We start from the raw sequence: 19,449 nt of genomic DNA, 5'->3' as shown, positions 1-19,449 counted from the left end.
TTATTTTTAAGATGGAAATTGCCCACATATCTATCACACCTCCACCCCTTCACTAATCGCTCTTGCCTGTGTTCTGGCTACCCACTCCCATTGATCAGTCCATAATTCAGACTGCTGGTGGATCTCTTGGTGATGCTGGCGGCACAAAGGCATTGTGTAGCTATCAGGGGCTTTAGTGCCCATACCACCCAAGTGACCAATCCCAACGATATGATGTGCATCGTCTGCATTACCCCCACACATGCAGCAAGGAAGAGACTTAACCCACTTCAAATACTTAGGGCTTCTGAATGCCTTCTGTTTAGCTGCCATTGTTTACCTCAGCCGCTATGCGCTCTAAAACTCCCTTAATCTGCTGGTGGTCTTTATGGTCACCAGAACGACACCCATCAACAACTTGACGGCCTATATGGACAACGAAAGGCCCTTCTTTTAGCCCTAGCTCCATCTGGCGCCTGACCTTATTCAGAACAGCAGGAATATCGCGCTGTGTTGTCAGTACGTACTCAACGACCTTTTCAGGATCTTTCATTGCATTAGGTTCCAATTATTAAATCGGCGAATGGCATAGCTGCGCACAAACGAAATCGCGGTATAGATAACGCCCAGCGCTAAGTTCTGCTGTAGCGATAAATCCCAGCCAAAAAAAGGGAAAATAACGAAATTGGCGAGCATATTCACCGTATAACCAACTATGATATTTTGAATAGCCTCAACGGCTGATCCGATGCGGGATTGCACTAAGCGACCTCCCCTATAGGCTTAATCTTGTATTTAGAGTTGGTGTTATTAGAAACAACCCACCCAAACCCATCGTGACGAAACCACCGTTTACCTACTTTTTTGAATATTCCGCATTCATTTTTGTGTGTCGCATCACTAGGAATTAGACGAAGCGGCAAATCTGGCGCGGCGATTACTATCGGAATCACAGGGGTTTTGAGCGCTGCTTTTTTTGGCTTCCAATGGTTCTTGCCTGATATTGATAAGGCGTAACAATCACTATTACAGAACTTCCTTTTCCTAAAATTTGCAGAGGGTTCTGTCCGCCCATCTGCATAAGATCTTCTAATAAGCGGCTTATGGCATTGGTCACAGTTATTCTTTTTCTCGCTTATGCTCATCAATAAGCCGGTGCATTTTCTACTACACGTTTTCCTTTTTTTAAAAGGGGCGAGTGCTTCAGCTCTACCACCCTTGTAAATTTTCCTTTTTAACGGCGTACCACAATGATCACAAAGACGCTCAACTGATTTTAAAATATCTATCATGATGCTCACCAGTCTGTATCTCCCACGTTCATGATTGCTCTGGATACATCAGCTCGCTTGTTTTTTGGCGATTTGAGCGGGTCAATATTCCCCTTCATCCAATCCAAGTTACCTACGTCCATAACTTCAGCCGTCACTTGAGCTCTGATTGTCTGAGGTGAATCGAACTTACGTACTTGAAGGCGTTTAATCTGGTTCATGAAACGGCGCTCCCATTCCCCCTGAGAAGCTGGGCGGTCACCATTGGTTATCCAGTACGTGATGAACTCGCGTAAAATATCGCCCTGCTCATCTTCATCAATCGACGCTAGATTGATTTGATTGAATCGGCACATTTCTGAAAATTTGGCTGTTGGCTGCCAATCAACATGCATCTGGAAAGTTTGCTTGTGATCAGGAGTTGAAGTGTCGAATAATTTCGAGGGTGCGAGCACTACCGTGCTTTGAGTTTGATCAGAACCGGGAGCGGCTTCATCATATCCCACGCATGCTGCAGCAGTTGATTCTATGGGTGGTTCTAATGGGTGGTTCTGTACCCCGTTTTCGGGGTCATTCAAAACACCGTTTTCGGTATCGTTCAAAGTACCGTTTTTGGGAACATTCCCAATTTCGGGAACATTACCATTTTCGGTATCATTAGATGATGAATCTAGCTGTTTTTTAATGTTACCGTTTTTGGGGTCTTTAGATTTAGCATCGTAATTAGTGCGCCCGCTCTTAATACCCTCTAAACAGAACACACGCACACGCTGAGTTGGGCCTTTACGCTCGCCCGTATCCTCTAAAATACCCATCTCCACCAGCTTTAAAATACCCGACTGGATGGTTTTTTTGTTTAACCCGGTATCTTTCACTAAGCGCGCAATAGATGGGTAGCAGCAATGCCCCTCATCCGCTCTATCAGCCATCGATAGCAGCAAAAGCTTTAATGATGCAGGCTTAATACTGAGCGACCACGCCCAGTCAGTAGCAGTACGGCTCATTAACAGACTCCCTCGCTAACTAGCTTAGAGTGAATCCATACTTCGCCAGCAGTTGAAAACAAGCACTGAGAGTGCCCATGCTCTGTCTGCTTAAGCTCACCGTAGCCGTTATCAATAAACGACTGAATGAATGCGCGTCCACGCTTAACGCTTTTAGAGTAAACGCCACCCAGCTCATCAAGTAGCCGATTAAGCTTTACTGCTGACATACCGTGCTTTTGCGCGATCTGGGTAGCAGTCATTAATGTATGGCGCTCTACTAGGTTTTCAACGAAAGCCACTTTAGGCGCTGCGAGCTCTAACTGTTTGGCTTGATCTGCTGCTAGCTGTAGAGCGGTAGCGAAATTAGTAGGCACTTGCGGGGCTAGTTGCTCTTCTAGCTCCTGCCAGCGGTCCACCAGCCGAGCTGTAAACTCAGGTGATAGCTGAGCAACGACAACATAGCTATCGCGTTTTTTTACTAGGTATTCTGAAGTGGTTACCCCATTTGACGCTTTAATCCCATCCTGCATTGCAGGTTGGTGAATTACGCCTCTAGCAACCAGCCTATCAATAGCTATTTTTACATTGTCATGGCGAGATTCAACCAGTCGAGATATCTCAAGACTGCTCATTGTTAACGCTGATTTGCTATTCATAATCATCTCGTTCATAATTTTCTCCAATCTAGCGATTACTAGCCCGCAGTCCTCTAAGACTTTTTTGCGGGCTTTTTATTGCCTGCTTATAAATCGTGACATGTCACGCTATACCCACATGCCTTTATGCTTTACTGCTTTTCGCCCTACAGGGAATGAATGCTTATACCCGCACTTATTGCACTCTATTGTGATTACTTTCGTAGCTGCGTTTAGGTGAGGTCTTCCTGACTTATGAATACACAGAAGCTGCTTTAAGTATGTTTTGCAGCGCTTCCACAACTCTTTAACAGCTTCCATATATCTCTCCCGTTTTAAAAAAATGTGCAACTCCGCTGCCATCAACGCTCCTACACACATCAAGTAACGGAGCTACACATGACACAAACCTACTCATATCACCTTTATTACACTGGCTTGGAAGGGGATATGAACCCAAAGCAATACCACTCCGAGAGCCAAGCTAAAGCTGGCGATGTAATACAGCTCGAAACAGGATTTTGGCATTACGTTATCGAAGTAAAACAACTTAAACGTCCTCCATACGAGCAACTGAGGCTTGGAAAATCAGGCCAAGATCGTGATGAGGCGCTGTACGAAGCGCTTGATCAAGGGCATCTGTCAGAAAGCGATATGCCTCATGCTTAACGTCGTAAATAAAGAACTCTTCAGCGGGCCACATCAAATCAAATAGAATAGGAAATCCCACGCCTTCAGCACCATAAACAGCAACACCGAGCGCCGCTTTTAGCTTGTCATCAAAAGTGCGCTCTCTGCTCTGCCGCTCTTCCTGTTTTTTATTTGAAGGCTCAAAAGCAATACACTCAAACCCTGTTGCCCGCTGCTCAGTCTTGCGCTTAATAGCGGATAAACGAACATGCTCCCCGATCAACGCAGTAACATTGTTTTCTTTAGCCGCTATGACGATTCGCTCAAAACTGTCGGTTGGCTCTATACAATTCAAAGAGCCACCAGCTGCTGATGGATAAAAGCACTCAACAACAAAATGCGGCACATTAAGGATTAGATCGAGCGCATGAGCGGCCTCAACAGATAGGTCTGCACTCTGAAGTTCAGCTAATAATGCTTTGGTTTTAGCGCCTCTGGGCTTTAATGCATCTAATGCCTTCACTCTTCTAACCCCTGTATAAATTCACATGAAACACGTTGTATAAAAAAACGACTTAAAATATGGATAATGGGTTATGTGGTTTGGGGTAGTGATTCTTTAGGGTAAAGATCAGGCCTCAGCTCGTGACGACTTACTTTGCCAACAACAGCTGTTTCAATTGAAATCACGCGCAGGGCCGGAACTTGCCCTTTGGCCACCCACTGCTGAACAGCTTGCGGGGTTGTATTTAGCTTTTCTGCCAACCGGGTTTGGCTACCGATAATAGAAATTACCCGTTCGAGTGCATTCATTGCGTGTGCATCCTGATTTTCGTCATTAATTACAAGACAAACTTACAGAAAGCACTTAAGGCTTTCAAGTTTTTCTTTAAATGAGAATAACAAGCGCCGCTTGTATAATTGCGATTATGAATAAAACCTTTTCTGAACGACTTACAGAAGCGCGCGAATCTCTTAGGATGTCTCAATCTGAGCTAGCGCGTAAAATGAATGTGACGCCGCAGGCTGTCCAGCAATGGGAGTCGAGCACAACCCCTCGACAGCACCGTGTCGACCTACTAGCAAAAATCTTAGGTGTGTCAGCTTCTTTTCTTCTTTTTGGCGCTAATTTAGAGTCAGAGAACCAAGTCAATGAAAAAGCGAGCATTTCATACTTGCCTTCAAAGTTCGTGCAAATACCTATTCTGGATGCATCCCTAGCGGCTGGCGCTGGTTCGTATGTCACTGACGATGTAATTAAGGAGTATATGCCTATGGATAGAGCGTGGCTTGAGCGCTATCAGGTAGATAAGGAAAGAGCCAATATAGTGCCTATTCGCGGCGAATCAATGGAGCCTACTTTAATGAGTGGTGACCTATTGTTAATTAATACTGCGATCCATAAGCCTATTAGCGGTAAAATATTTGCGTTTGATTTTGATGGCGACCTAAGAATAAAGCGGTTTAATAAGCGCTTAGATGGATCTTGGCTTATCAGTAGCGATAACGACGACAAAAACCTTTATCGTGATGAAACCGTATCATCTCACAATATTGACCAATTAAGAGTGATTGGCCAAGCAGTGACTATAGTGGAAAGAAACTTACTGTAAATCATAGGATTGAACAATGAACAAGGATGCTTTCACTAATAACAATGTATCTTCGTACAGTATTGTTATACTTGTGCAACTAAATTATAGTTACAACATCAAACAAAGAGACTACGCTTAACATGAGCAGAAAAGAAAAGCTCATTCAACGGCTCTGTAAGATACCGAAAGATTTTACTTGGACTGAGCTACAGTCTCTTATGAAAAGCGTAGGATTTAAAGAAGAGCCTTCTGGTAATGGTGTAAAATTTATTTGCCCTGAAACCAAGGTTATATTTGCTTTACACCCTCCACACCCAGGGAATGAGGTTAAGCGATGCTATTTGAAAAACATTGTCGCGCGTCTCAAAGAGATGAAGAGGATTTAGCATGAATACAACAAAAAAACATAAAGGCTATATTGGCACAATGGAAATCGACTGCGAAGACAATATTCTTTGTGGAAAAATTCTATATATCCAAGACCTAATAATGTTTGAAGCAGATGATCCGAAAGGCCTACAAAAAGCATTCGAAGAAGCTGTTGATGATTATCTGGCTACCTGTGAAGAAATAGATAAAAAACCAGACCAGCCGCTATCGGGCACTACTAATATTCGCATAGGGCAGGAAAGGCATAGAGCTGTTGCTATAAAAGCACACCAAGATGGCATAAGCATTAATCAGCTGTTAATTAACGCTGTTGACTTCTTGCTGGAAGACAAATCAGTTACTAACAATATCCATCTGCACGTTCAAGAAAACGCAAGTGCAAAAGAAAAGCGCAACACTATTGATGTCGACTATAACGATCTCGGCAACCCTTTTATCGATCAATTTAATGGTGAGCTAAGTGGAAATACCAAAACTACTCACTAGTATCGAACTAGTTAAAATAATCAAATCCAGTCAATTTTTAAATAACTATGATGACTCCCCTAAAGAAAAAGGATTCATTACCTACGAAGAAAAAATTGAGTTAATGCTTGGTGATGACGAAACGGTAAAGACCGACGAGTTCTTTGAATGGCATTACTCCTTCTCCACTAACGCTTTCGAAGGCGAGCAAACAGAAGATCACAGCGAAACGCCCAAAGTCGTTGAAGGAGGGATGACTCTTATTTTTAGGTATCAAGTACAAGATGGCGAATTTTCAACCAAAGAAATTAGGGATGCTCGCTGGATGTTTTATTTGTCCTTAAAACCTATAGTCGCCATTAGATCTGCTGAGCTACTAAGAAGCACCCCTATTCAAAACCTTACTCCTCCAATGCTAGCTAACTTAGCGGACTTTCAATAACATCAATAAAGCAATTTTTCGTAACAATGGAACCGTCTAATGAAAAAATGGACTTTAATACTTGCGATAATATTCTCGTTTAATGCTAATGCTGGCTCTTTGCGAGCCGATGGCGGCCGGGTACTGATTAACGAAGGCGACTCTATCGACGTTCTATTGGCCAATCTTGGCTCACCAAAAAGCAGAGTTAAAAAGGTTGTTTGTGTTAGTCGGCGGTCTAAAAACTCACCCTGCAAAGAATGGGGAACAGTTGAAACATGGTTCTACCGCTATGACGACCTTAATTGGAAAATCAATATCATGGGTGAGCGCATATTAAAAATAAAGTGGAGCCGGTTTTAACCGGATCTATTCTATCCGTCTAAAAATTTAGACCAATTCTGCTCGCTGATAATTTTTATGTGATGGCCTGCTTCGCGCATACCCACCGCTTTCTCGATTTTACGGCCAGCAGAAGTGCTCGACCAATCGTTGCTTCCTAGCTCACCAATAACTAAATAATGTGTCTTTTTTGTAGGGCTTCTTACGCATCGCCCACCTAAGTCACTAATAGCGTCTTCACACTCTGTTCTAGTGCCATATTCAAACTGGCCAGTTAGCACGAATACCGACTCTTCAAATACAATAGAGTCTACATGCACGGTGGGCAAAGCAGTGCTCACTGCTACAGATAAAACCTCCCCTGTTGTAACATCAACCCCCTCAGCTTTTTGAGCCTGCCCTGTCGCCTCTTTCATCAACGTCAATAGCGCTGCTGATCCCTCCTTGCTTAAATTCCCTCCTGATAGCTCTATCTTTAGCTGCTCGTAAATAACATTGCCCGGCCAGCTTTCAATTAGGCCGGTATTCATCTGCATCCACGTCAAAAGATTTTCAGCCTCCAGCTGACTAACATTGCCATCAAAAATAACACCTCTACATATACCGTAAAACTCATTCCTATCGCGCGTCGCGCGTCTTGAGGCGTCAAACCTAGCGGTAGCGGACTGTCCGTTCACTTTTTTTAATGGAGGCTCTTTGGTGGTTTTGCGTTTTGCCTTAGATGGTTTTTTGGTCGGAGCTGTTTCTTTTGTATCGTGCCGGCCCTCGGCTTTAGTGCTAATAGGCTTAAGCATTCTTCCAAGCTTCTTTATGAACGAGAAACCATCGCTCTTGGGCTTAGTGCTTTTAGCAAGGTAGGCATCAACCTTTGCATATACCGCGCCACACTCCGGGCATGCAGCAGCAGGGGCATTTATATAATCAGAGTTTTCAACCCCGCACTTAAGGCACTGCTTTGCTGTAGGCATTCTCTTTCATCCTTGAAATATAACTTAATTCTAAATTTTACAGATAGTCTTCTGCGCCCAACAAACAAGAATAACTTTAAAATAAATTACAAGTTAAACTTGAAAAGAAGTTATTTGCTTGTATACTGAAAGCATAGCTTGTAAATAGAGCGATGCTCAAAATGATTACTAGAACAGCAAAAGGATATGCACTTCAAGGATGGCAATGCCAACCAATGGCATTGCCAGGTGGTCGTAAGCTAACTCCTACTGAATCACGCGCAGTTGTATGTCGAATGAATGGCCTTTCTCAGAAAGAGGCAGCTCAAGAGATGCATTGCAGTAAAAGCAACATCGTTCAAATGTGGCAGTCCATCTACTTCAAAACCTCCACCAGCGATGTGGTACTTGCTATCAACTCATTAATGGATCTTGGAGCGCTTCACCGTCTTGGTTTGATTCTGATTATGAGCTTTACCTGGTTAACGCTTCCAGCCCTGCAAATAGACGCTGACGCCGATATTGAACTAAGCCGCCGCACTCGTACCAGTCGACGTACAAGAACCACCAGCAGAACACGAAACAACCGCTTAGACGATATTGAAAAGCTGGTGGGTGATGCTGTTTACGACCTCTACAACGGTTCAGATTTTGGAGCCTCTTATGCTGCCTGAATACTTTATTTTGCTTATGTACGGTTGCGGGCTTCTCGCTTTGTTCTTTGCCCTTATACCCGTTACTGCTGTGATTCATGGCGTTATTCAGTATCACCACGGCGCGCCTTTTGTTGCATCCGTTATGCACTGCTTGAGGAACTTTTAATGTCTGGCTTGAGTAGTGCCTCATTGCTGGTGGCATTCCCCGGCGCCCGATTAGTTTGCAGAGTTGTATACACGATTGTTGAGCGTGTGGGCTGTCAGTACTGCGAAGGCGAAACTGTTGTTGATGTTATCGCTATAAAGACCCGTGGCGGCATTGATATGACTCACAGAGTTTCCTGTGAACAGCTAGTGCTAACAAAACTAGATATCTGCGAAATCGAAGCTAAAAGAATTTTTGAACAAACTGAAATCAAACCAAAAAAGGAAGGAACCGAACAATGCTAATTCTTACTCGCCGTGTAGGTGAAACGGTAATGGTAGGTGATGAAATAACCGTCACTGTGCTGGGCGTAAAGGGCAACCAGGTGCGTATCGGTGTTAATGCTCCTAAAGATGTAGCGGTACACCGTGAAGAGATTTATGAGCGCATTCAGGCTGAAAAATCAGAGAAGCAGGATTTAGCACTTTGCACTGGAACACCAGCTAATTGTGATGAGTGCAAGGGTGTGTGTGAGTTTTGCGAGTGCGCGCTACGTGAGTGCATTACTGATCAATTGCCCGAAACGAGACAGGGCGAATAGTCATGGCGAAGGATGTAGCTCAGCGAAAAAGAGATGAGCGTAAACGCAAAGCGGAACACCTTGCAGCAGTCGGTGCAAAGCCTTTAAACATGGATATGTTTAGCGGCACTACTGGCGAACTTGAGCGAATCAAAACAGAAGCTGGCTTTGAGCAAGACGCCGAAGCTATCACTGTAATGATTCATAACGTAGCGGCACTAATAGATCGTGACTTGTCACTATTTAAAGAGGTGACAAGTATCGAGAATTTAAGGAAAAGCGCATGAGTAATTATTTTGTGTACTGCCCTGATTGCGGCATGGAAGAGTACGACACGATAGAAAAAAGAGATGCTGCTGCTCACGATTGCATTCAACACCACTTGAATGATGGATGGGATGAAGCAGTGGATCAGGTCGTTGCTGGTGTAATCACATCAAGAGCTACGCAAACAGATTTAAAAAAGCGCCCTCCTGATAGTGAGATAGATGAAAACGGCGAAGATGAACATGGCAGCGACTGGAGTGGGGATTTCGAGTTTATCTGTGATTATAAAATGATCGAGGTGGCAGCATGAAAAAGCACCACCTAAAAACAGACCCGCAAGTATTTCAGCAAAGCCTTGCGGGGCTTAAGCCCTTTGAGATTCGCCTTAATGACCGTGATTTTGCTGTAGGTGACATATTGGTTCTTCAAGAAACCACCACTACAGGCTTCAGAATTCAAGAAGGTGCACCGCTTGAGTATACCGGTAGCGAGTTAGTAACAGAGATTACATCGATCGTGTCCGGCTACGGTCTTTCTGATGGGTGGGTAGTTATGGGAGTAAAGCCAGCATGAGACTTGAAATATCTAACCCTAGCGATAAAGCAACCATCGACTGCTCTGACAGAATAGCGGCCTGCATAGCTGTTTGCATTATCGGTAGAGGGCGTTACGGAATCATTGACGATGAATCAGATAATGGGATGCCAATTTTCTTGTTGGGCGGCTCTGATGAATGGTTCCAAGATCAATTTAACACAGGTTTTCATGATGCTTTCGAGAAGACAGGCAGGCCGCGAATTGCTACCGCGTTAGAGTCTGTTCAGCTCGAGCAGGGTCGCTCATCAATGAATGATTTTACTTCTCGCGCCCACGATATTGCTAAGCAGTTGAGAGAACACGCAGCTGCGGAAGCTGATTCATGAACTACACCATATTCAACCAGGACGGAAAGCCTATCGGTAATATCAGCTCCCTTCGCATGACCAAAGAAGCAGCTAAGTCTCTTGTGGTTCAGTGGTTCGGTGTAGGTAGTTCAGTGAGGGTTGTGAAATGAGAATCGCTAAGAAACGCGAAGCTGGCGAAATACTAGGCCGCGAAGGTATTTCATTAAGAATTTTAGAGCTGGCGAAAAACATAACTGAAGATGGTAGCTATAAAAACGCCATTGAAAAAGCTGGGCAGATTTCTCAGCTAGTTGATGCGGCTAGTTATGATGAATACTGGGATGAAAAAGCTGAAATAGGACAGTTACGTGAGCAACGGAATTTTTTAAAGCTGATTGATGAGGCTAAGGCATGAGCATCTTAGATCTAACCGTAACCGCAATTGCATTCATTATGCTCGGAGCCGCGTGCTTTGGTTTTTCACAAATATTGGTTTGGTTGCTTATACCAACGCCAGTTGACTTAACCGTTACAGAGAATGGCAAGTCGCAAACTAAGCGCCTTTGGTTGCTCCGATTATGGCCGGAGCACAATGAGCTGTTAACGATTCTGGATGAAATTAAGACAGGGAAACGGGAGCGAGCAGCATGAATACTCCATGTGGCGTTATAGGCCAAACAGTCCTTTGGAATGAAGAAAAATACTCGGTGGTTGGAGTCGCTCCGGCTGAGAAAGTCGGTGCTGGCTTTGGGGTTGCCGTACTTCTTATTGCAGAGGGGCAATCCATGTACGTGAATGATAAAGATGTTCAGCTCTTAACTAGCGGAGATGATGAAGTCATGACTAAATCAGCAGAGCCACGCACGAAAACGCCTCAAGATGACCTGTTGAACTATGAGCTAACAACTCTAGGATCTTATGACGTATCCGATATTGAAGATGGTTGTATCGATGTATACGGCGAAGATGCTGACGGTAACGAGGGAAGCTGGACGGTATCAATACCCCAGCTTGCTAGGCTGGCATGCGGGCGAATTAATCATCAAGACTCCTCCATAAAAGAGCTAGAAGCTCACCTATTTGCTGTTACCGAATCACTTAAGCACTTTCTACATGCCGCTAAAACTGAAGAAGGCTTAATGCAAGCGGTTATGTCTGCTGAGACTGTTTTAGAGACTACGCCAAAGCAGAGCCTTGAAAGCGTTACTCGAGCAGAAAGTCTACAAACTAGAAGCGGCGTTTTGGCTGATGGAATGCCTACGTTTTACATCTCTATCGATGGCGATGTTTGCACTCATAGATTAGGAGAAGACGACGTACCAGTTTGGTGTAAAAGTGGCGAAGATGGTTTTTTAGCCATGGGTATTCTCGCCGGTATTAAGGCACGGAAAAATCTCATTGAGCGGGACTATAAAACTGAAGACTGCCCTGAAACTATTGCCAGCACATTACGTAAAGCTCGCCTTCGTCTAAATATGACACAAGGAAATATGGCAGACCTATTAGGCATTTCAACAAGCCAGTGGAGCGCAGTAGAAAACGCCAAGCAGGAGCCTAAATAATGAGCCATACACCTAAAGGCTCTATGTGTGCCGCTTGCACTAAGGCTAATGATAATTGCAGCGACCTACCGTTCTCAGATATGCGAGTGATCGAAAAACCAACACCTGATATTAAGGTTGTTCGCTGCACACATTTTGAATCCACTACTGAGCGGTGCGCTAACACAGACGATATGTTCGGGGGTGGTGATGAAAATTAATAATATTCTCTCTATGTCGGGCGGTAAGGATTCTTGCTCTACTGCATTGCTAGCTGTTGCGCAAGAAGTTGATTTCGAAATGGTCAGTGCTGATACAGGACATGAACACCCTGAAACGTATGAATATCTTGATTATTTAGAAAGTTGGTTCGGTAAACCAATTCGCAGAGTTAAAGCGGATTTTTCAGAACAGATAGCCCGCAAGCGTCGAAAGTTAATAGCCGGTGAGCTACCAGGCTGGACTGATGCGGCTAGAGATCGTGCGTTACAAGTTTTGTATCCCACCGGCATTCCATTTTTGGATTTGTGTATGTGGAAAGGTCGGTTCCCATCCAGCCAGGCACGGTTTTGCACACAATTTTTAAAGACAGAGCCCATCATTGAGCAAGTATTTTTACCGTTGTTAGATGCGAATGAAATTATTTGGAGCTGGCAAGGTGTAAGGCGTGATGAGTCCCATGCCCGACGATATGCAAAAGAGTTTGAAGAAGTTGGAGGTGGGCTTTTTAACTACCGGCCTTTGGTGCGCTGGAATGCTGATAGGGTTTTTGAAGCTCATCGATACATGGGATTAAAGCCTAATCCTTTATATAAGCAGGGGATGGGGAGAGTGGGTTGCATGCCGTGTGTTAACAGCAATAAGGCTGAGCTACAAGCGATTGCGCTCAGGTTTCCTGATGAAGTGGCCAGAGTCAGGGAGTGGGAACGGCTAGTTAGCGAGGCGTCACGGCGGCAGTCTTCAACATTCTTTACGGCCACTAACGATGCGCTGCATACCAGTACAGATTTAGTTGATTATAAAACGCACGGCATAGACCGAATGATCGAGTGGTCAGGAACGGCAAGGGGTGGTCGGCAGTTCGATTTAATTGCGGCCTCAGCCGATCCTGAAAGTTGTAAATCTGCTTACGGGTTATGCGAATGAAAAAGCGAATCCTTAAACACACAGCGCCAAAGCTGTATTTGTTAGAGCAGCCAAAGCGTAAAGCTAAAAAGAAACCAGCGGGAGATAAGAAGTCATGAAAATAACAGATGAAAACCTGCTGAATGCCGTATGGGAAAATCAAATGCGGTTGCTCGCAAAAGGTGTTTTGCATAAATATAACGGCGGATTTTACGGGGTGGTTTGTGATGATGAATACTGGTTGTTTGCGTCAATGGCTGAACATATGGCGTCAAGACAGCGAATCACTGATCTGATTAAAAAGCCACACCTGAGATCCAGAATTGCGCGACTTATATTAGAAAAGAAAATCTATTCGGTTTATGGAAAAAGCCTACTGACATTCTGTATTAACTCAGATCATGCGAAAGCGGCCTTTAAAGATGCGAGGCAGTTCTGGTTATCTAGCGGGGTTCCTGAAGGTTATTCAGAAGGAAAAGCTAATGTTGTTTCGTTGCCTTACTTTGATGTGTTGGCTGATGAGTGCGAATCAATGCTAATTAATAAATACGGCCAGCGATCCGTTTAAGCGATAAGTGAGGTAGGCATTATGAGCTATGAAGATGTGAGCACCTTTGAGATTAATAAAGCTGTTGCTGTAACGCTTGGTTACCTGGTTAAAACTGAGTATGAAGAAGGTCGTAGCGGATTTACTGAGAAGTACCATGAGCAATATCCGAACACTATATGGGCGGCTAAGACAGATGAGCGCGGGCAGCAATGCGAAGCATGGGAGCAAATGAATTTCTGCGCGAACCCTGAAGAGGCGTGGCCCGTGATTATTGTGAATAACATCATAATCACCCCTAGACCGAAGAGCCACATTGGAAAACCAAGAGCTGAATCATGGGGACCAGAAGCTTACTCTTCAGTCTGTGATGACAATAGCGGCCTATTACGGGCAGCAATGATTGTTTTTCTACAAATGATGCAGCTAAAGCGATAAGTGAGGTAGGTATGGGTTTTGAGAAAACATTTAAAGGCAATGGAGATACATTCTCTGCGAAGAATGAAGCTGAAGAGTGGCTAAGTAAAAACGGATATAGCTACGGATCTTCGTGCGTTTGCTCCCCGCAAGGAGTGATGAAAGGCAAAGATGTTTATATTTCAAAATGGCGAAATATGACAAAAAGCGAACAGAAGTCAATGGACGGCCTGCTGTATGCGGGCCGCGAGGGCACTGCCAGATTGACACTAAAAGAAGAGCCGTGCGCAACGAAGCCCTAAGCAAAATACCAGTTATTGAAGTGAGAAGAACATGGCAGATGAAATTTTAACAGATGATCAAGTCGTTGCTCTGACTGGTGCAAGCCAAGTCAAAAAACAGAAACAAGTTCTAAGCCGGGCAGGCATTTTCTTTGTTGATAAAATGGGCGGCGGTATTAGCCTAACATGGGGGATGGTTAACCGCCCTGGGAAGAGCCTAGAAGCACCTAGATTTGATGACGAACCAAACTTTGGAGCAATGTAATGGGCAGAAAACGCAAGCCGGGGACAGAGTGGATGCCACAGCGAGTGTATAAGACACCATACGCTTATCAGTACCATCCAGCATCAGGCGGGAGTATTACACTCTGCTCCCTTAATGCCTCTCAAAGATTGGTTTGGAAGCGCTACGAAGAAGAGTTGTCACGCCTAGAAATGAAGGCCGGCTCATTCGCTGAATTGGTCAATGACTTTTTTAAATCGAAGTCATTCTCGAAGTTAGCGCCACGTACTCAAAATGACTACAGCTCTTACGGCACAAAAGTTTTAAAGGTGTTTGGGAAAATGTCCTGTGCTTCTATATCGCCTAAGAATATTAGAATGTATATGGATAAACGGGGTGTGAAGTCGGAAGTTCAAGCCAACCGCGAGCACAGCTTTATGAGCAAGGTTTTCGGCTGGGGATATGAGCGCGGGATTGTTACGATCAACCCTTGCTTAAAAGTTCATAAATTCACGGAGCAAAGCCGCACACGCTACATTACAGATCAGGAGTACTACGCCGTATTAAACTGCGCCAGCCCAATGCTTCAAGCCGCAATGGAGATTAGTTATTGCTGTGCTGCTAGGCAAGGCGATGTGCTGGCATTAAAGCGTTCAGACCTGCAGGATGAAGGCATATACATCAAGCAAGGAAAGACCAACAAAGAGCAGATTAAGCGCTGGAACCCACGACTGAAAGCAGCTATTGAGCTTGTTCTTGCTAACCAGCTAGTTAAAAGCATGAAGTGGGTAATGTCTGATGAGGAAGGGAATCATATTTCGGCTACCCGTTTGCGACACTGGTACACCGCTGCAAAAGTAGAGGCCACCAGCAAGCACCCTAACCTGAAGTTTGACTTCACCTTTCACGACATAAAAGCTAAATCGATAAGTGATTATGAAGGCAATAAGCAGGAATTCTCAGGCCATAAGACAGCCGCCCAGGTTGCCGTTTATGATCGTAAAATTAAGGTGGTAGATACTAATGAGTGAAGCTAGAAAGTATTGGTTTTGCGGCCAGTTGATAGCTGTATTTCTTGGGCTTTGCGTTATTGGTGATACAGGATTTACTACCTACGGTCTTGTGACTGCTTTTTTGATAAGTGTTCTTGTTGATATTAGATACTGGGTTGAGAGGATGGCGAAGTGATAAAGCTTCTAAATATGGATTGCATGGAGTATATGAAAACACTCCCCGATAACTCGTTCGACTTAGCGATCGTTGATCCTCCTTATGGATTAGGTGAAGCAGGAAAACGAAGCGGTACCAGAACGCCGAAAGCAGGCGCCCGAAAATTTTGGGGCACTAAAAACACTCGCGGTACCGAAATTAAAAGCACTGTGTTTGCTGATAAAGACTGGGATAACGAGCCGCCTTCTTGTGAATACTTCAAAGAACTACAGCGCGTTAGCAAGAATCAGATAATTTGGGGCGCTAATCACTTTGCCGATCGCATCAATATAGCCTCACCAGCTTGGATAGTTTGGGATAAAGATAACGGTACCAGTAACTTTGCAGACTGCGAACTCGCATACACCAGCTTTCCAACAGCAGTAAGAATGTTTAAGTACCGTTGGTCTGGAATGCTACAGGGAGACATGAAAAATAAAGAGAAACGGATCCACCCTACACAAAAACCAGTAAAGTTATATCAATGGCTTTTATCTAAATATGCAAAGAAAGGCGATCGCGTTTTAGATACCCATGTTGGTAGCGGCTCTCTTGCGATAGCGGCACATTATTACGGTGTTGATCTTGTTGGTACCGAGATTGATAAAGATTATTTCGAAGAAACACTACAAAGAGTTGAAAGTGAAACAGCACAAGCATCATTTGAGCTTTGTTAATATATTCAAATCATGCAAGGCTGTATAAAAACACACCACTGTATATTAGTGGTTATATTAGTTTTTATTAGCTGGGGAAAAATTCAATGTATTTCAGACATAAAAAAAGCCACCTAAGTGACTGATTTATATTGCTTTGTAAATGGAGGCGCGAGTCGGAATCGAACCGGCGTTAACGGAGTTGCAGTCCGCTGCATGACCACTCTGCCATCGCGCCATCGCATGCTGTACAAATTTGGAGCGGGAAACGAGATTCGAACTCGCGACCCCGACCTTGGCAAGGTCGTGCTCTACCAACTGAGCTATTCCCGCTCTGTGCAACAGTGGGGCGTATTATAGAGAGATCTGAGGTGGTGTCAACCTTGTTATGCATTTCTTTTTTTTCTTAAAGATTAACCACTTACAGCTCTTCAGTTAAATCTGGCCAAGCCGCCTTTATATAAAGAATCATCGACCATAGGGTTAACAAAGCGGCAGCATACAAAGCGGCCACACCCGCCCACGACATAGTCGTAAATGGCTCAAAAGAGATGAGCGCAAAGATAGAGACCATCTGTAGCGCTGTCTTTATTTTACCAATATTAGAGACGGCAACACTGGCTCTCTTACCCAGTTCTGCCATCCACTCTCTAAGAGCAGAGATAACAATTTCACGACCAATGATGATCATCGCAGGGATGGTCATCCAAGGTTGTGCAAATGTCTCAACTAACAATACTAAGGCAAGTGATACCATTAGTTTATCGGCAACAGGGTCAAGAAATGCGCCCAGTGCTGATGATTGATCCCAGCGCCGCGCCAAGTAGCCATCTAGCCAATCGGTAAAGGCTGCAACAGCAAAAATAGCACCGGCTGCCATAGGCGCCCACGCGTAAGGTAAATAGTAGCAAAGCACGAGTACTGGAATCAGGCCGATTCGTAACAACGTAAGTAAATTGGGTATGTTCATCGATAACAGCATATAAGCTGACAACTCCGAGATCAGGCTTCTGGATGCAACGCTGCGTATATCTCATCGGCTAGCGCTGGGCTTATGGTAGTGACTTTTGCGATTTCTTCAACACTCGCGCGCTCAATTGCTGCAATTCCGCCAAAATGTTTCAGTAATTCGCGTCTTCTCTTCGGGCCTACGCCAGAAATCCCTTCAAGTTTTGATTGGTTTCGTGCTTTTCCTCGCCGTGCTCTGTGCCCTGTAATGGCAAAGCGATGCGCCTCATCACGTATATGCTGTATCAAGTGAAGCGCGGCTGAATCCGAGGCTAATACGACCTCTTGATTTGTTTCTGCCATCACCAGTGTTTCAAAGCCTGCTTTACGGCTAGTACCTTTTGCAACACCGATAATCTGCACTTCACTAATTTGTAACTCTTCGAGTACTTTTACTGCTTGGGTTACCTGCCCTTTACCGCCATCAATCAAGAGAATATCGGGCAATACGCCCTCACCTTTTTTGATTCTTGTATAACGGCGCATCAGTGCTTGGTGCATCGCGGCATAGTCATCCCCACCAGTTATGCCTTCAATATTGAAGGTACGGTAGTCTTTTTTTAGTGGGCCGTTACGATCAAAAACAACACATGAAGCAACAGTCGCCTCACCTGAGCTGTGCGATATATCAAAGCACTCTAAACGCTTAGGTACTTCTTCTAACGCAAACACCTCTTGCAAAGCCATAAAGCGTTTATAAATATTCTGTTTACTCGCCAGATGGCTACCTAGGTGCTGCTCTGCATTCGTTAATGCTAGTTTTTGCCAACCCGCACGCTCACCTTTAACCCGTGAGCTTAAATTCACTTTTTTACCGCGCTGTTCACTCAACGCTTCTTCAATACAGCTTTTATCGTCAAGATCATGGCTAAAGATAACTTGGTCAGGTATTTCTCTGGCGCTACCGATATACCACTGCGCAATAAATGCCGACAGCACCATTGATTCACTGTCTTCAATCGACACTTTCGGATGCAGGGCTTTACTGCCCACAATACGCCCGCCACGAACGAACAAGACATGTACGCATACGCCACCGGGTTGTATCGCACAGCCTAAGACATCGGCATCACCGCTTTCACCAAACACATACTGTTGTTCTTGAATCAGCTGTAAGCTACTGATTTGATCCCGGTAGATAACAGCCCGCTCAAAATCCAGCCCTGCAGCGGCGGCTTCCATCTGTAATGCCAACTCTTTCATGATGGCGTGGCTTTTACCTTCAAGAAACATAGATGCGTGGCGAATATCTTCGCCGTACGCTTGTGCTGATACGGCTTTTACACAAGGCGCACTACAGCGCTTGATCTGGTATTGCAGACAAGGGCGTGAACGATTACGGAAAAATGCATCATCACACGAGCGAATACGAAAAATCTTTTGCAGTATATTAAGACTGTCATTAACGGCAGCTCTGCTCGGAAAAGGCCCAAAGTAGCGGCCTTTTTTTCGCTTTGTACCCCGATGAAACGTAAGCACCGGATAGTCTTCTTTTTCAGATACAAAGATATACGGGTAACTTTTATCGTCCCTTAAGAGAATATTATAAGGCGGCCGGTATTCTTTAATTAAGCTCTGTTCAAGTAACAGCGCTTCGGTTTCGCTATTGGTAACGGTTATTTCTATGTTGGCAATATGACTTACTAGCGCTTTAGTTTTTACCGTAAGGCCAGTGGTGCGAAAGTAACTGCTGACACGCTTTTTAAGGTTCTTTGCTTTACCAATATAGAGCAGCTCACCTGCTGCATTTTGCATTTGATAAACACCTGGACGCGGCGTTAAGCGAAGCAAAAACGCCTTACTATCAAATACAGGTGTATCTTCGGTGATAGGTTTATCTTCATTGGTAGATAGTTCAGCAGCTTGAGCGGCTGTCTCAGATGTAGCTTCAGGCATAGCGTTTATAATTACACATAAAAGTTATTAATCTTCAACTGCTCTTGATGCCTTGGTTGCGTCCATATGTATATGTGTTGCTTCACGATGCACGGCTTCAAGACGCGCCCGCGTATCATCCGAAATGCCCGCCCCACGTGATAAAGATACTTCAAGGAAGGCTCCGATTTCGGCATAAAAATAAAGTCGCGCATCAAAATTACGAGCACGTTTTAGCTTACATAAAGCGATCTGCGCACCATTCATCAATACGGTATTTATATTAGTATCTGAGAGCAATGGAAAACGCCTTTGTGCTCTCTGCTCTGTATTTGTAACTTCGCTCATATACTTACCTACTGGCGACTATTGAT

Annotated in this window: 36 protein-coding genes, 2 tRNA genes and 1 pseudogene; 25 read left to right on the top strand and 14 right to left on the bottom strand. The window is 44.4% G+C overall.

Going from position 1 to position 19,449, the window contains the following annotated elements; genetic code table 11:
* Positions 1-33 precede the first annotated feature (33 nt).
* The 8 genes from NEJAP_RS07220 to NEJAP_RS07185 all read right to left on the bottom strand — a co-directional run bounded on the left by NEJAP_RS07220 (position 34) and on the right by NEJAP_RS07185 (position 4,314).
* Positions 34-312 carry a DUF968 domain-containing protein gene (locus tag NEJAP_RS07220; protein ID WP_201349971.1) on the bottom strand — a complete coding sequence of 93 codons (279 nt, stop codon included), beginning with the start codon at positions 310-312 and terminating at the stop codon, positions 34-36.
* On the bottom strand, positions 302-532 hold the full coding sequence (locus NEJAP_RS07215; RefSeq protein ID WP_201349970.1) for a hypothetical protein: 231 nt from the start codon (positions 530-532) through the stop codon (positions 302-304). The genes NEJAP_RS07220 and NEJAP_RS07215 overlap by 11 nt, the downstream gene beginning before the upstream one ends.
* A complete protein-coding gene (locus NEJAP_RS07210) occupies positions 529-741 on the bottom strand; it encodes a DUF7220 family protein (RefSeq protein WP_201349969.1) in 213 nt (70 codons plus the stop codon). The genes NEJAP_RS07215 and NEJAP_RS07210 overlap by 4 nt, the downstream gene beginning before the upstream one ends.
* On the bottom strand, positions 741-1,271 hold the full coding sequence (locus NEJAP_RS07205) for a hypothetical protein (protein WP_201349968.1): 531 nt from the start codon (positions 1,269-1,271) through the stop codon (positions 741-743). Before NEJAP_RS07205 ends, NEJAP_RS07210 begins: the two co-directional genes overlap by 1 nt.
* A gap of 5 nt (positions 1,272-1,276) precedes the next feature.
* The gene (locus NEJAP_RS07200) at positions 1,277-2,254 is read right to left on the bottom strand and encodes a helix-turn-helix domain-containing protein (RefSeq protein ID WP_201349967.1); all 978 of its coding nucleotides are present in this window, start codon (positions 2,252-2,254) and stop codon (positions 1,277-1,279) included.
* A complete protein-coding gene (locus NEJAP_RS07195) occupies positions 2,254-2,907 on the bottom strand; it encodes a Rha family transcriptional regulator (RefSeq protein ID WP_201349966.1) in 654 nt (217 codons plus the stop codon). The genes NEJAP_RS07200 and NEJAP_RS07195 overlap by 1 nt, the downstream gene beginning before the upstream one ends.
* A gap of 514 nt (positions 2,908-3,421) precedes the next feature.
* The gene (locus tag NEJAP_RS07190) at positions 3,422-4,024 is read right to left on the bottom strand and encodes a hypothetical protein (protein WP_201349965.1); all 603 of its coding nucleotides are present in this window, start codon (positions 4,022-4,024) and stop codon (positions 3,422-3,424) included.
* A gap of 71 nt (positions 4,025-4,095) precedes the next feature.
* Entirely contained in the window at positions 4,096-4,314 is a 219-nt protein-coding gene (locus tag NEJAP_RS07185; protein ID WP_201349964.1) for a transcriptional regulator, read from the bottom strand.
* A 116-nt stretch (positions 4,315-4,430) separates the two neighbouring features.
* Between NEJAP_RS07185 and NEJAP_RS07180 the strand changes: the two genes are divergently transcribed.
* The 5 genes from NEJAP_RS07180 to NEJAP_RS07160 all read left to right on the top strand — a co-directional run bounded on the left by NEJAP_RS07180 (position 4,431) and on the right by NEJAP_RS07160 (position 6,735).
* Positions 4,431-5,114, top strand: a complete 684-nt coding sequence (locus tag NEJAP_RS07180; protein ID WP_201349963.1) for an XRE family transcriptional regulator — start codon at positions 4,431-4,433, stop codon at positions 5,112-5,114.
* A 122-nt stretch (positions 5,115-5,236) separates the two neighbouring features.
* Positions 5,237-5,482 (top strand): type II toxin-antitoxin system HicA family toxin, encoded by a 246-nt coding sequence (locus NEJAP_RS07175; protein ID WP_201349962.1) that lies wholly within the window; start codon positions 5,237-5,239, stop codon positions 5,480-5,482.
* A gap of 1 nt (position 5,483) precedes the next feature.
* Positions 5,484-5,972, top strand: a complete 489-nt coding sequence (locus NEJAP_RS07170; protein WP_201349961.1) for a type II toxin-antitoxin system HicB family antitoxin — start codon at positions 5,484-5,486, stop codon at positions 5,970-5,972.
* The gene (locus NEJAP_RS07165) at positions 5,947-6,393 is read left to right on the top strand and encodes a hypothetical protein (RefSeq protein WP_201349960.1); all 447 of its coding nucleotides are present in this window, start codon (positions 5,947-5,949) and stop codon (positions 6,391-6,393) included. Before NEJAP_RS07170 ends, NEJAP_RS07165 begins: the two co-directional genes overlap by 26 nt.
* A 39-nt stretch (positions 6,394-6,432) precedes the next feature.
* Positions 6,433-6,735: a hypothetical protein gene (locus NEJAP_RS07160; protein ID WP_201349959.1), complete on the top strand. Its 303-nt coding sequence runs from the start codon at positions 6,433-6,435 to the stop codon at positions 6,733-6,735.
* Between the two features lie 11 nt (positions 6,736-6,746).
* On the opposite strand, the gene NEJAP_RS07155 is transcribed toward NEJAP_RS07160, so the two are convergent.
* Positions 6,747-7,682: a BRCT domain-containing protein gene (locus tag NEJAP_RS07155; protein ID WP_201349958.1), complete on the bottom strand. Its 936-nt coding sequence runs from the start codon at positions 7,680-7,682 to the stop codon at positions 6,747-6,749.
* Between the two features lie 161 nt (positions 7,683-7,843).
* On the opposite strand from NEJAP_RS07155, the gene NEJAP_RS07150 reads away from it, so the two are divergent.
* The 20 genes and pseudogenes from NEJAP_RS07150 to NEJAP_RS07060 all read left to right on the top strand — a co-directional run bounded on the left by NEJAP_RS07150 (position 7,844) and on the right by NEJAP_RS07060 (position 16,213).
* Positions 7,844-8,335 carry a helix-turn-helix transcriptional regulator gene (locus NEJAP_RS07150; protein ID WP_201349957.1) on the top strand — a complete coding sequence of 164 codons (492 nt, stop codon included), beginning with the start codon at positions 7,844-7,846 and terminating at the stop codon, positions 8,333-8,335.
* Between the two features lie 147 nt (positions 8,336-8,482).
* A complete protein-coding gene (locus NEJAP_RS07145; protein ID WP_201349956.1) occupies positions 8,483-8,767 on the top strand; it encodes a hypothetical protein in 285 nt (94 codons plus the stop codon).
* A pseudogene (gene csrA / locus NEJAP_RS07140) lies at positions 8,761-8,931 on the top strand (carbon storage regulator CsrA); the annotation flags it as partial. The gene NEJAP_RS07145 and the pseudogene csrA, both read left to right, overlap by 7 nt.
* Before the next feature lie 134 nt (positions 8,932-9,065).
* Positions 9,066-9,329 carry a hypothetical protein gene (locus tag NEJAP_RS07135; protein WP_201349955.1) on the top strand — a complete coding sequence of 88 codons (264 nt, stop codon included), beginning with the start codon at positions 9,066-9,068 and terminating at the stop codon, positions 9,327-9,329.
* Entirely contained in the window at positions 9,326-9,619 is a 294-nt protein-coding gene (locus tag NEJAP_RS07130) for a hypothetical protein (protein WP_201349954.1), read from the top strand. Before NEJAP_RS07135 ends, NEJAP_RS07130 begins: the two co-directional genes overlap by 4 nt.
* The gene (locus tag NEJAP_RS07125; RefSeq protein WP_201349953.1) at positions 9,616-9,882 is read left to right on the top strand and encodes a DUF3850 domain-containing protein; all 267 of its coding nucleotides are present in this window, start codon (positions 9,616-9,618) and stop codon (positions 9,880-9,882) included. The genes NEJAP_RS07130 and NEJAP_RS07125 overlap by 4 nt, the downstream gene beginning before the upstream one ends.
* Positions 9,879-10,232: a hypothetical protein gene (locus NEJAP_RS07120; RefSeq protein ID WP_201349952.1), complete on the top strand. Its 354-nt coding sequence runs from the start codon at positions 9,879-9,881 to the stop codon at positions 10,230-10,232. The genes NEJAP_RS07125 and NEJAP_RS07120 overlap by 4 nt, the downstream gene beginning before the upstream one ends.
* Positions 10,229-10,363, top strand: a complete 135-nt coding sequence (locus tag NEJAP_RS19430) for a hypothetical protein (protein ID WP_268927832.1) — start codon at positions 10,229-10,231, stop codon at positions 10,361-10,363. Before NEJAP_RS07120 ends, NEJAP_RS19430 begins: the two co-directional genes overlap by 4 nt.
* Positions 10,360-10,608 (top strand): hypothetical protein, encoded by a 249-nt coding sequence (locus NEJAP_RS07115; RefSeq protein ID WP_201349951.1) that lies wholly within the window; start codon positions 10,360-10,362, stop codon positions 10,606-10,608. Before NEJAP_RS19430 ends, NEJAP_RS07115 begins: the two co-directional genes overlap by 4 nt.
* A complete protein-coding gene (locus NEJAP_RS07110; protein ID WP_201349950.1) occupies positions 10,605-10,844 on the top strand; it encodes a hypothetical protein in 240 nt (79 codons plus the stop codon). Before NEJAP_RS07115 ends, NEJAP_RS07110 begins: the two co-directional genes overlap by 4 nt.
* Positions 10,841-11,755 (top strand): helix-turn-helix transcriptional regulator, encoded by a 915-nt coding sequence (locus NEJAP_RS07105; protein WP_201349949.1) that lies wholly within the window; start codon positions 10,841-10,843, stop codon positions 11,753-11,755. Before NEJAP_RS07110 ends, NEJAP_RS07105 begins: the two co-directional genes overlap by 4 nt.
* Positions 11,755-11,955 (top strand): hypothetical protein, encoded by a 201-nt coding sequence (locus NEJAP_RS07100; protein WP_201349948.1) that lies wholly within the window; start codon positions 11,755-11,757, stop codon positions 11,953-11,955. Before NEJAP_RS07105 ends, NEJAP_RS07100 begins: the two co-directional genes overlap by 1 nt.
* Positions 11,945-12,880 (top strand): phosphoadenosine phosphosulfate reductase family protein, encoded by a 936-nt coding sequence (locus NEJAP_RS07095; RefSeq protein WP_201349947.1) that lies wholly within the window; start codon positions 11,945-11,947, stop codon positions 12,878-12,880. The genes NEJAP_RS07100 and NEJAP_RS07095 overlap by 11 nt, the downstream gene beginning before the upstream one ends.
* A gap of 94 nt (positions 12,881-12,974) precedes the next feature.
* Positions 12,975-13,427, top strand: coding sequence for a hypothetical protein (locus tag NEJAP_RS07090; RefSeq protein WP_201349946.1), 453 nt, complete (start codon positions 12,975-12,977; stop codon positions 13,425-13,427).
* Positions 13,428-13,448: 21 nt separating this feature from the next.
* Entirely contained in the window at positions 13,449-13,844 is a 396-nt protein-coding gene (locus NEJAP_RS07085; protein WP_201349945.1) for a phage protein NinX family protein, read from the top strand.
* A gap of 11 nt (positions 13,845-13,855) precedes the next feature.
* Positions 13,856-14,125, top strand: coding sequence for a hypothetical protein (locus tag NEJAP_RS07080; RefSeq protein ID WP_201349944.1), 270 nt, complete (start codon positions 13,856-13,858; stop codon positions 14,123-14,125).
* Positions 14,126-14,156: 31 nt separating this feature from the next.
* Complete coding sequence (locus NEJAP_RS07075) at positions 14,157-14,369, top strand: DUF4224 domain-containing protein (RefSeq protein WP_201349943.1); 213 nt, start codon at positions 14,157-14,159, stop codon at positions 14,367-14,369.
* Positions 14,369-15,358 carry a tyrosine-type recombinase/integrase gene (locus tag NEJAP_RS07070; RefSeq protein ID WP_201349942.1) on the top strand — a complete coding sequence of 330 codons (990 nt, stop codon included), beginning with the start codon at positions 14,369-14,371 and terminating at the stop codon, positions 15,356-15,358. The genes NEJAP_RS07075 and NEJAP_RS07070 overlap by 1 nt, the downstream gene beginning before the upstream one ends.
* A complete protein-coding gene (locus NEJAP_RS07065) occupies positions 15,351-15,515 on the top strand; it encodes a hypothetical protein (RefSeq protein WP_201349941.1) in 165 nt (54 codons plus the stop codon). The genes NEJAP_RS07070 and NEJAP_RS07065 overlap by 8 nt, the downstream gene beginning before the upstream one ends.
* Positions 15,512-16,213 (top strand): DNA-methyltransferase, encoded by a 702-nt coding sequence (locus tag NEJAP_RS07060; RefSeq protein WP_201349940.1) that lies wholly within the window; start codon positions 15,512-15,514, stop codon positions 16,211-16,213. Before NEJAP_RS07065 ends, NEJAP_RS07060 begins: the two co-directional genes overlap by 4 nt.
* Before the next feature lie 143 nt (positions 16,214-16,356).
* Here the strand turns inward: NEJAP_RS07060 and NEJAP_RS07055 are convergent.
* The 5 genes from NEJAP_RS07055 to NEJAP_RS07035 all read right to left on the bottom strand — a co-directional run bounded on the left by NEJAP_RS07055 (position 16,357) and on the right by NEJAP_RS07035 (position 19,423).
* A tRNA-Cys gene (locus NEJAP_RS07055) sits at positions 16,357-16,430 on the bottom strand.
* Positions 16,431-16,449: 19 nt separating this feature from the next.
* Positions 16,450-16,525, bottom strand: a tRNA-Gly gene (locus tag NEJAP_RS07050).
* Positions 16,526-16,613: 88 nt separating this feature from the next.
* Complete coding sequence (gene pgsA / locus NEJAP_RS07045) at positions 16,614-17,162, bottom strand: CDP-diacylglycerol--glycerol-3-phosphate 3-phosphatidyltransferase (protein WP_201349939.1); 549 nt, start codon at positions 17,160-17,162, stop codon at positions 16,614-16,616.
* A gap of 32 nt (positions 17,163-17,194) precedes the next feature.
* Positions 17,195-19,096, bottom strand: a complete 1,902-nt coding sequence (gene uvrC, locus NEJAP_RS07040) for an excinuclease ABC subunit UvrC (protein ID WP_201349938.1) — start codon at positions 19,094-19,096, stop codon at positions 17,195-17,197.
* A 27-nt stretch (positions 19,097-19,123) separates the two neighbouring features.
* Complete coding sequence (locus NEJAP_RS07035) at positions 19,124-19,423, bottom strand: excinuclease ABC subunit C (protein WP_201349937.1); 300 nt, start codon at positions 19,421-19,423, stop codon at positions 19,124-19,126.
* Positions 19,424-19,449 lie beyond the last annotated feature (26 nt).

Source organism: Neptunomonas japonica JAMM 1380, assembly GCF_016592555.1.
Lineage (GTDB): Bacteria > Pseudomonadota > Gammaproteobacteria > Pseudomonadales > Balneatricaceae > Neptunomonas > Neptunomonas japonica_A.
The sequence above is the reverse complement of the archived record's forward strand: the minus strand, read 5'-3'. Positions and strand labels throughout refer to the sequence as shown.